This is a genomic window from Pseudomonas sp. BN102, assembly GCF_029871245.1.
Taxonomy (GTDB): domain Bacteria; phylum Pseudomonadota; class Gammaproteobacteria; order Pseudomonadales; family Pseudomonadaceae; genus Metapseudomonas.
Map to the genome: position 1 here is coordinate 73463 of NZ_SSON01000043.1, position 7907 is coordinate 81369.

Annotated in this window: 4 protein-coding genes and 1 pseudogene; all 5 read left to right on the forward strand. The window is 64.3% G+C overall.

The features are described 5' to 3' along the window. Positions 1-22: 22 nt before the first annotated feature. A complete protein-coding gene (locus tag E8F12_RS08565; RefSeq protein WP_280324822.1) occupies positions 23-1081 on the forward strand; it encodes an ABC transporter substrate-binding protein in 1059 nt (352 codons plus the stop codon). A gap of 341 nt (positions 1082-1422) precedes the next feature. Continuing rightward, positions 1423-3681, forward strand: coding sequence for a TonB-dependent receptor (locus E8F12_RS08570; RefSeq protein WP_280324823.1), 2259 nt, complete (start codon positions 1423-1425; stop codon positions 3679-3681). A 478-nt stretch (positions 3682-4159) separates the two neighbouring features. Beyond that, the gene (locus tag E8F12_RS08575) at positions 4160-6625 is read left to right on the forward strand and encodes a TonB-dependent receptor (protein WP_280324824.1); all 2466 of its coding nucleotides are present in this window, start codon (positions 4160-4162) and stop codon (positions 6623-6625) included. 285 nt (positions 6626-6910) lie between these two features. Continuing rightward, positions 6911-7474, forward strand: a complete 564-nt coding sequence (msuE, locus tag E8F12_RS08580) for an FMN reductase (RefSeq protein ID WP_280324825.1) — start codon at positions 6911-6913, stop codon at positions 7472-7474. Between the two features lie 31 nt (positions 7475-7505). Beyond that, positions 7506-7907, forward strand: a pseudogene (locus E8F12_RS08585) (energy transducer TonB); the annotation flags it as partial.

Genomic DNA, 7907 nt, shown 5'->3' on the forward strand with positions numbered 1-7907 from the left:
AACCCGAGACCCGAATCGCCCTATGAGCAATCCACTCGACACCCTCTGGTACACCCACAGCCCGGTTCCCACCGGGCTGGGTATTGCCGTGCAGTCCGGCCGCCTGGCCGAGGCCTTCAACCCCTTCGGCACCAACATCCAGTCCTTGCGCGAATCCAGCGAACGGGAAGTGCGCGAGGCCCACTACGACCATCACCTGCGCAACTCCGTCCGCCAAGGCGGCAACATCCCGGCGATCTGGGCCTATTCCAGTGGCGTACAGACCCGCGTGCTGGGCCTGTCCTGGAGCGATGAGGTGCAACTCATCCTCACCACCGAAGACAGTGGCGTGCGCAGCATCCGCGATCTGAAGAACCGTCGCTTCGGCGTGCCCAAGTGGGCCAACGTGCAGATCGACTTCACCCGTGCCCAAGCCCTGCGCGGCCTGGAGAACGCGCTGCGCCTGGAGGGCCTGTCGGTCTCCGACGTGGAACTGGTGGACTACCCTTACGGCGGCACCTACAGCGACGAACAGAAGCAGCACTTGTACGGCGCCGAAGTGAGCCTCGGGGTGAGCCGTGTCAGCCGACGCAACAACGAACTCATCGGCCTGCTGCGCGGCGACATCGACGCCATCTTCCTCAAGGGCGCCCACGCTGCCCACCTGGCCCATGAGTTCGGCCTGCGGGTGGTGGTCGATACCGGCTCGCACCCAGACCCGCTGATCCGCTCCAACAACGGCACGCCACGTACCCTGACCGTCGACCAGCACCTGCTGGAAAACCACTTCGATGCGGCGGTTCGCATCGTCGATACGGTGCTGCGCACCGAGCAATGGGCCTGGGCCAACCCGGACGAGACCCGGCGCTTCCTCGCCCGCGAGCTGAACACCAGCGAGTTCTGGGTGGCCACCGCCTACGGCGAGGATGCCCATCGCCGGCTGCGGACCACGCTGGACGAGCGCTCAATCGAGGCCCTGCAAGACTTCACCGACTTCCTCCATCGCTGGGAGTTCATTCCCCGCCGCTTCGATGTGCGCGACTGGATCGACCTGCGCGTATTCGAGCAAGTCATCGGCGCCACCTCTCGCCTGGCGGTCTGAAAGAGAGTTGCTGCTGCAGGAGCAGCAGCAACAACTTCACTGCTGCAAAATCAGCACTTCCGCAGCAGCGCTGCTGAAACTTCCGCAAGTCACTTCAAGTTCTCCCGTCAAATAAGACGGCTAGCCCGTTAGTTGGCTCCCTGAAGAGCTCATCACACCTATACCTAGCCGCTAAACTACACATTTTCACTGTCTTACAGACTCTTTATAAGGTGTTTTAGAGGTATCGATAGCAACTTGGCACAGTCCCTGCTCAATAACTCAAAGGCAGTCGGCAAGACACCAGACAAGTCCACTTCAGAGTGTCACGCCTGCAACTTTTAGATTAATTGGGAGGGACCATGCATAAACTCAATCCAATCACCCGGGGCATATGGGTTGCCCTGCTTCTGACAGGCGCCTCCAGTGGCAGCCAGGTGTACGCCGCCGAACCGGCCAAGGTCGTACAGGGGGAAGAAGCTCGCACCACCGCACTGAAGACCGTGACAGTCACGGCCCAGCGCCGTGAAGAGACCCTGCAGGAAGTCCCGGTTGCCGTCTCCGCCGTGGATGGCACCAGCATCACCGCCGACGGCGTGCGCGCCATGGGCGATATCACCACCTTCGTCCCCAACGCGTCGGCCAAGAACCCTGACGGGGACGGCCGTCCGCGCTGGTACATTCGCGGCCTGGGCACCGGTGACACCGGCGCCGCCACGGTCTATCCGGTGGGCATCTATGCCGACGACGTCTACCTGAACGCACCCATCGCCGGCGGTGGCCCGCTGTACGACCTGGAGCGCATCGAGATCCTGCGCGGTCCGCAGGGCACGTTGTACGGCAAGAACACCACGGCCGGCGCGGTGAACATCATCTCGAAGAAGCCCGACTTCGACACCGACGGCTACGGCACCATCGGCTTCGGCAGCAAGAACGAACGCATCCTCACCGGCGCCATCGGCGGCAGCCTGGTGGACGAACGCCTGGCCGGCCGCGTCGCCCTCTACTCCGAGGAGCGCGATGGTTTCACCAAGAACCTCACCGCCGACCAAACCTACGGCGACGTCAACAAGAAGGCCTTCCGCGTGCAATTCCTCGCCCAACTGACGCCGGACCTGGAAGCTCTGTGGAAGATCCACGGTCGCGAGTTCAAGGGCGACGGCAGCAACGGCTCGCTACCCATCGGCACCTACTACAACGTCGGTTACGTGCGTCCCCACGGCAGCAAGATCCAGCTCAACGTCAACGAAGATTACAAGCTCGATCACGATGGCACTTCGCTGACCCTCAACTGGGATCTGGGTGGCTACAAGTTCACCTCCATCACCGCCTACGACTACATCCGCAATCAGTCACTGACTGACGCAGACTACACCCCCTTCGAGGTCAACGGTCGTACCGACACCGACAACGAGTACAACCAGTATTCCCAGGAATTCCGCCTCTCCTCACCGCAGGACAGGTCGCTGCGCTGGCTGCTCGGTGCCCACTACTTCCATGAGGACCTGGACAGCGCCCAGGTTCGCCAGATCCTGCCGGGCACCAGCCCCAACGGTACTGGCACCAACCAGGTCGGCACCGTGTTCCGCGACCTCAGCTACGACCACACGACCGACAGCTACGCGCTGTTCAGCAACGTCACCTACGACTTCACCGAGCGTTTCAGCGTGACCGGTGGCCTGCGCTGGACCCAGGAGGAGAAGGACATCGACCTCGACCTGGTACAGCTGCGCCGCGTGAACGGTGCCCTGGTGCCGGTGCTGGGCGCCGACAACAACGGCAACAGCAAGAAGGACAAGACCTGGGACGCCTGGACCTACGACCTGACGCCCGAATACCGCATCAACGACAACGTGCTGGTGTACTTCCGCTACGCCCACGGCTTCCGCTCCGGCGGCTTCAATACCGGCCTTTCCGGCGGCCTCTCCGGCCTGACCACGGTGGACCCGGAAGAACTGGATGCCTACGAACTGGGGGTGAAGTCGGACTGGTTCGACGGCCGCCTGACCGCCAACGCCAATGTCTTCTACTACGACTTCACGGACATCCAGGTGAACCTGCTGACGGTGAACAACGGCGTGCTCACCACCGCCCTCACCAACGGCGCCGCGGGCGAGGTCAAGGGCGCTGAGTTGGAGCTGGAAGCCCAGCCCACCGACCGCCTGCATCTGCGCGCCGCGCTGTCGCACCTGGACACCGAATTCACCGACTTCAAGAACGTGAACCCCACCACTGGCGTGGTCACCGCGGACTTCAGCGGCAACCGTTTCGTCCGCTCGCCCGAACAGGTGGTATCCCTTGGCGGCGACTACACCATCCCGCTGGATGGCAGCGGCAAGCTGGTGGCCGGTGGCGATGTCAGCTACCGGGGCAAAGAGTTCTTCCTCGCCGACCGCCAGAGCGAAGACACCCTCAGCCAGCCTCACTACACCCTGGCCAATGCCCACCTGACCTGGTTCTCGCCGGACGACAAACTCAGCGTCACCGGCTTCGTCAACAACCTCACCGACCGCCGCTACCAGGTCCACGGCCGCCCGAACGGCCCCGTGGGCAGCGGCCAGTACGTGATCACCTACGGCGATCCGCGCACGGTTGGCGTGAGCCTGACCAGCCGCTTCTGATCGACGGGCAAGGCAAGCGTAAGGGGCTGCAGTAATGCAGCCCCTTTTGTTTTTACCCACGGCAACCCCGCATGGGTTTCGCTCCGCTCGCGCATCGCCGCACGCCTCATCCTACGAAAGCCCAGACCGCCGCTGGATCCAGGTTCGGCACGGTGCCCAGTCCGTAGGATGGGTGGAGGCCACGATACCCATCGATCCCCGCATGAAGGCCCCCGTAGGAGCTGGCTTGCCAGCGAAGGGCACCGGTTCGCCAGCAAGCTGGCTCCTACAGGTTGCTGCTCCACTGTTGCTCGGCTGCCTAGCCGGAGCCAGTGCCTCGCGAAGCATCTGTTCTACACGCCACAATTCTCGGATAAATCGTTGAATATATTGATATTTCATACCTGGCACAGCCATTGCTCGAAGGCAGGAACAAGAGGCGCGAACCAGCGCCCCGCTTCACCTAATCAGGATTCCTTGCCAACAGGGGTAATAACGGATGTTCCGATTCAACCAACTGGCCAGCGCCATTGCGCTGTTCGTCGCCAATGCCTGGGTTCCGGTCCAGGCCGCTGAAACCGGCGCTGCCGCCAAAAGCAATGACCAACTCGACACAGTGGTGGTGGTCGGCACTCGCCGCAGTGACGTCACCGCGCTGGAAAGCGCCGCGCCGGTGGATGTGTTCTCCGGAGAACGACTTCAGGAAACCGGTGCCAACGACCTCTCCGGCGCGCTCACTGCGCTGTCGCCTTCCTTCAACTTCCCGCAGTCGCCCCAGGGTGCCTTCGCCGGTTCCATCGCCCAGGGCGCGTCCTTGCGCGGCCTGGCGTCGGACCAGGTGTTGGTGCTGGTCAACGGCAAGCGCCGTCACACCAGCGCCAACGTCACCCGCCAGAGCCTGGTCAATGGGCGCGGCGCCGCCGCCGTGGACCTCAGTCTGATTCCGCTCTCGGCCATCCAGCGCGTGGAAATCCTCCGCGATGGCGCCGCGGCGCAGTACGGCTCCGACGCCATCGCCGGGGTGATCAATATCGTCCTCAAGGACGCCGACCAGGGCGGCAACCTCGGCTACCGCTTCGGCGGCTACGACAAGGGCGACGGCCTGCAGCGCAAGGCCAGCGGCTGGACGGGCTTCGAACTGCCCAATGACGGCTTCCTCACCCTCGCCTTCGACGGCGGCAGCCAGGACCCGGCCAGCGACACCAACCCGGACAACCGGATCTTCTACCCCGGCTCCCCCAGTACCAACACGCCGCGCGAGCAGAACAACCCGAACCGCACCTGGCGCTGGGGTTCAGGCAAGGTCTCGGACCAGTACAACCTCGTCGCCAACAGCGAAATCGGCCTGGGCGGGGGCCTGAGCGCCTATGGCTTCGCCACCTATGCCCACAAGAACACCGACGCCGAGAACTTCTTCGACCCGCCGACCACCTTGCGCAACAACTACGGAAGCGTGGCCCTGACGCGCTACCCGGATGGCCGCGTGCCCATCACCCGCTACCGCCTGGAAGACTATGCGGCCACCGGTGGCCTGCGCCTGGAGGATGAAGCCCTGGGCAACTTCGACCTGGCGCTCAGTTATGGCAACAACGAGGTGGAATCCACTGACCGCAACGCCATCAACCCGAGCTGGGGCGCGACCAGCCCCGAGTCCATCTATACCGGCACCCGCGAGGCCGACCAGACCAACCTGACCCTCGACTGGGTACGCGACTTCCCCACCGACCTGCTGGTCAAGCCGCTGACCGTTTCCGCCGGCCTCGCCTGGCGGCAGGAGAACTTCGAGCTGAGCGCCGGCGAAGCCGCTGGCTGGCAGAACGGGCCGCTTTTCAACACCGTCGACCCAATCACCGGACGGCGCATCCCCGGTTACTACTCCGGCATCACCAACGTCGACGCCGTGTCGCTGGATCGCGAGGTCCTGGGCGCCTACATCGATCTGGAAGGCCAGTTCACCGACAAGCTCCAGGCTGGCGTTGCGGTGCGTTCCGAGGACTACTCGGACTTCGGCGGCACCACCAACGGCAAGCTGTCGTTGCGCTACGAACTCACACCCGAAATCGCCGCACGGGCCACCGCCAGCACCGGCTATCGCGCACCGTCGCTGGTGCAGAGCGGCCTATCATCGTTCAGCGTGCAAGTGGTGGAACAACCTCCAGGCAGTGGCAACTGGGTGGAGGTGCAACAACGCACCCTGCGCGCCGACAGTCCCGAGGCCGCCCTGCTGGGTGGCAAACAACTGGAGCCCGAGGAATCCACCAACTACTCCCTGGGCCTGGTGTGGCGGCCGCTGCCGAATGCGTCCTTCACGATCGATGCCTACCGCATCGATATCGAGAACCGCATCACCCTCTCCGACCAGTTACCCGCTTCGGTGGTGGCGCCGATCTTCGCCGGCACGCCCTACTCCAGTATCCAGAGCGCAGCCTTCTACACCAACGTCGCCGATACCCGCACCAAGGGCGTCGAGTTGACCGCCGACTACCAGTGGGACCTGCAGCAGCTCGGCCGACTCAACCTCCACGCGGGGTTCAGCCAGAATGACACCCGCATCACCAAGTTGCGCGATGTGGGCAGCATCAAGGGCTCGCAGATCGTCGGCCGAACCACCCAGGGCCTGATCGAGGATGGCACGCCGGAGAACAAACTCACCCTGGGCGCCACCTGGCTCTACGAGGGCTGGGGCCTGACCCTGGCCCAGCGTCGCTACGGGGAATGGAAGGCACGCAACGCCACCAACCCGGCACTGGACCAGACCTTCAGCCCGCAGTGGGTGACCGACCTGGACCTGTCGTACACCTTCGAGCAAGGCCCGAAAGTGTCGGTAGGCGCCATCAATCTCTTCGACAGCCATCCGGACAAGCTGGAAGGGCCGCAGCTCTATGGCGTGCCCAAATACAGCATCACCTCGCCGGAAGGTGCCCAGGGGGCCTTCTACTACACCAGCGTCAGCTACTACTTCTGAGGCCATCCTTGTCGGTGGAAATCCGCCTCGCGGGTTTCCACCGCTTCAGATGCCGCAGTCCGGCTACATTCCCCGCAGGAGCTCGCTCCTACGGACTTCTCGCTCATCGAAATCCCACGGCAGTTGGCGGGTTCGCGACTGCTGCCAGGGCAGCAGCATTCCAGCAGCCCTGCTGCACACAGCTCAGCACCCTAGCTGAACCTCGCGTATTTACTGGGCTGGCGCCCCTGGTACGAGTCTTGCTCCTGGCTATTCCACCTTGTGCAACATCATCAGGATTTCGCCATGAGCACTCCCATCAAAGTGGTCGCCGTCACCGGCAGCACCTTCCGCCCCTCCCGCACCCTGGTACTGACCCAGGCTATCGTCGCCGAACTGGGCAAGCACCTGCCCATCCACAGCCACCTCATCGAACTGGGCGATATCGCCCGTTCGGTGGGCGGCGCCCTGTCCCGCAAGGAACTGCCGGAAACCGTCGAGCACGAGCTGCGCGCCATCGAGACCGCCGACCTGCTGGTGGTGGCCGCTCCGGTCTACCGGGGCTCCTACCCGGGTCAGTTCAAGCACCTGTTCGACCTGGTCGACCTCAATTCGCTGATCGACACCCCGGTGCTGCTCGCAGCCACTGGTGGCAGCGAGCGCCATGCGCTGGTCCTCGATCACCAATTGCGCCCACTGTTCAGCTTCTTCCAGGCCCTGACCCTGCCCATCGGCGTCTACGCCGCCGAGGCCGACTTCGACAACTACCAGATCGCCAGCGACGCCTTGAAAGCCCGCATCGCCCTGGCCGCCGAACGCGCCGCACCGCTCTTCGGAGCCATTCCGGCTCCGGTCCGGAAGATTGCCTGATCCCTTTGCTGTCGACAGGAGTTGTCAGGCGATGATCAACGCCCTCCAAGTCCCTCCCTTGGCTGAAGCCCCCTGGTCGGGAGACTTGCGGCCGGCCGAGGTCCGCGACCTCGGCGCCCCGGTGCGCCAGGCGCTGGGCCGCGTGGTCTTCCGCAGCCCCGGCGCGACCCGCGTGCTCAGCCGTCGCGAGGCCGTGCTGCTGGGCGTGTTCGCCCTGGTGCTGCACGGCGCCGTCCTGCACTGGCTGAGTCAGAAGCCGACGCCGCCGCTGCCGGAAGTGCCGCCGCAGGTGCCGCCCATGACCATCGAGTTCACCACCCCGACCCCGCCGGTGGTGGAACCGCCGCTGCCGGAACCGCCACCGCCCGTGGTCGAACCACCTCCCCCGGTAGTCGAGGAACTGGCGGTGAAGCCGCCGCCGCCCAAGCCGGTG

Coding starts and splice junctions, on each gene's coding strand:
- E8F12_RS08565 (WP_280324822.1), top strand. CDS start 23: ATGAGCAATCCACTCGACACCCTCTGGTACACCCACAGCCCGGTTCCC.
- E8F12_RS08570 (WP_280324823.1), top strand. CDS start 1,423: ATGCATAAACTCAATCCAATCACCCGGGGCATATGGGTTGCCCTGCTT.
- E8F12_RS08575 (WP_280324824.1), top strand. CDS start 4,160: ATGTTCCGATTCAACCAACTGGCCAGCGCCATTGCGCTGTTCGTCGCC.
- msuE (WP_280324825.1), top strand. CDS start 6,911: ATGAGCACTCCCATCAAAGTGGTCGCCGTCACCGGCAGCACCTTCCGC.